Annotated in this window: 2 protein-coding genes; both read right to left on the bottom strand. The window is 48.0% G+C overall.

The window, feature by feature from the left end; genetic code table 11:
- Window positions 1-84: 84 nt before the first annotated feature.
- Window positions 85-822 carry an IS21-like element helper ATPase IstB gene (istB, locus tag Q0947_RS15150; protein WP_299399775.1) on the bottom strand — a complete coding sequence of 246 codons (738 nt, stop codon included), beginning with the start codon at window positions 820-822 and terminating at the stop codon, window positions 85-87.
- 26 nt (window positions 823-848) lie between these two features.
- The gene (istA, locus tag Q0947_RS15145; RefSeq protein ID WP_299399771.1) at window positions 849-2,402 is read right to left on the bottom strand and encodes an IS21 family transposase; all 1,554 of its coding nucleotides are present in this window, start codon (window positions 2,400-2,402) and stop codon (window positions 849-851) included.
- Between the last annotated feature and the right edge of the window lie 194 nt (window positions 2,403-2,596).

Below are 2,596 nucleotides of genomic sequence, written 5' to 3'. Positions count from 1 at the left end.
TGGCTATTTCGGAGTGATGGTGCCACGTGTTTCGGTCAAACCGTGCCACTTTGAAAGATACTGCAATTATATAAAATTTTATTGTTATTCGTTCTTTAAAGCTCCTTTTCTTAAGGATTCTCCTTTGAGGTCTATCCTGTGGGAAGAGTTCACGATCCTGTCCAGGATAGCATCAGCAATGGTTCCCTCTCCAATGATATCATACCAGGCGGACACCGGTATCTGGGACAAGATGATGGTGGAAGACCGGTTGTAACGGTCGTCGATTATATCCATTAGCGATTCCCTTGCATGGCTGTCAAAAGCCTGTAGACCAAAGTCGTCCAAGATAAGCAGATCTGCCTTTAGGAGCTTTGCCAGTTCTTTTAAATAGGTTCCATCGGCCTTGCTGAGCTTTAACCTTTTTAACAAACGGGCCGTGTTGGCATAGATGGTACGACATTCCATCATGCACGCCTGGTGCCCCAGGGCCTGGGCCAGATAGCTTTTTCCAACGCCAGAGGCTCCCGTCATAATAATGTTCTCCTTTCGTTTTATAAAATCAAGGCACCCCAGGCGGAGGAACATATTTTTGTCCAGGTTGCGCTGTTGGGCGTAATCCACTTCCGCCAGTGCTGCCTGTCCCCGGAAGGTTGCCTGCTTGAGGAGCCTTTGGATCTTTCGGTCCTTATGGTCTTCCCATTGATGGTCCGTGAGCAGTGCCAGGTATTCATCGGCCGTAAGATCCGTGGTGCGGTTTTCCCTGATCTGCTGGAGGTGCAGGTCTGCCATGGCACCCAGGCGCATTTGTTTCAGTTTTTCAACAGTTTGATTGTTGTTCATAATTATAGAGTTTATTGATTACATATTTATTGATAGGCCGAAGCTCCCCGGAGATTTTCATGTTCAGGGATATGGGACCTGTCCTGCTCCAGGTCTTGGTAGAACAGGGAAGACTGGTCCAGGTTGTTCTTTAGGATGTTCCTGATGCGCTGGTAGGCTACCGCATCTGCCTGTATGGCCCTTTTGCATGCGCTGTCCAAGCGTTGTGAGCCATAGGATTTGTGCAACTGGATAAGTCCCATGGCCCGTTTGTAGCCGATCTCAGGGTAATCCCCCGAGGCAATGATTGTATCAATACAGGCCTCTACGTTTTTCCCGTGCAGCGCAGCTTTCTTTTTAAAGAACTCAGGGCTCCAGTCCACATAATATTTGTGGGTACTGCTCAGATGGTTGCGATCGGTGTTGTAGTTTCCATTTCTGGGATTGCGCCGGTGCAGGGCTATCCGCTGATGGCTATAATATATTTCCACAGTTGTGGTGGTATAATGGATCTGGGTCTGCTTGCCGATGTAGCGGTAGGGTACGCTATAATAGCTTTTATCTGGTGAGAAGTACACATATCCCATCTTCTGCACCTTGGCACGGCAATAGTCCTTAAGCTGGTAGGGACTTGTCGGGAGCGGTTTTAAGTGGCTTTTTTCTATGGACTGGAAGAGTTCCAGGCGGCTGGCCTGCTTTCTTTTGAACAGTAGATTGTTATAGGCCGTCAACAGCTTGCGGATCTCTTTGTTGAGCTCCTCCAGGGAGAAGAAGGCCATATTGCGCAAAGGGTAATAGATGCGCTGATAGGCAAGATGGACAGCATTTTCTACAAGGGCCTTGTCCTGCGGGGAGTAGCCACGGGTGGGGTTGATCACACAATTGTAGTGTCTGGCAAAGTCCTTAAAGCTGCGGTTGATATCTGCCTCATAGCGACTGGCACGGGTTACGGCCGATTTTAGATTATCGGAGACAATGGCCTTGGGAGCTCCGCCATAAAACTCCAGGGCATGTCCACAGCAGGCAATAAAATCCGCTCTCTTTTGGCTATGGCAGGCTTCCACATAGGTGTACTGGCTGTTGGGCAGGATGGCCACGAAGACTTCAACCCCGATGAGTTCCCCGGTGGATCGGTCCACGATCTGCAGTTTCTTGCCGGCATAGTCGATGTACATTTCATTGCCCGGATCATGTTCCAGTTTCATGGAGCCCTTGACCTTTGCATATTTACGGTTGTAGTGCTCCATGAACTGGGTATAACTATAGGGATCTTTGGCTTGCTGTACATATTCCTGATAGTGGAACAAAAAAGTAAATCCGGGATGGTTCCGCGCCTTATTTATCCCGTCAAAATACAGCATGAGTTCCTCATAACGGGGATTGGCTATCGTGGTACTGGAAGGAAAGAGTGCTTCCAGGGCTACATTGTCGCGAGCCAAGAGCTCTTCGAGAGAATGCTCAGTGGCCCTGAACAGTTGCATGTAATTATTTACCGTGTTGCGGGATATCCCGAGGGTAGCGCCTATTTTACGGTTACTGTACCCATCAATATGTAGGGAAATGATTTGTTTTAGGTCCATTGGATCAAGTGTGTTGGCCATATCGCATACTTTTAAGCGATAAGGTAATTAATACTTGATCTTTCAAAGTCGGTACAATGGGCCAGATCGAAATGTGGCACAAATCGAACCGCTACAGACTTTTTACCATAAAGGAAAAAGTGGCACAGTTTGAACCGAAATCACTGGCACTATGAAACCGAAATCACTGGCACGAATCGAACCGAAGTAACCAG

The sequence above is a fragment of the uncultured Gelidibacter sp. genome (assembly GCF_947500795.1).
Classification (GTDB): domain Bacteria; phylum Bacteroidota; class Bacteroidia; order Flavobacteriales; family Flavobacteriaceae; genus Gelidibacter.
The sequence above is the reverse complement of the archived record's forward strand: the minus strand, read 5'-3'. Positions and strand labels throughout refer to the sequence as shown.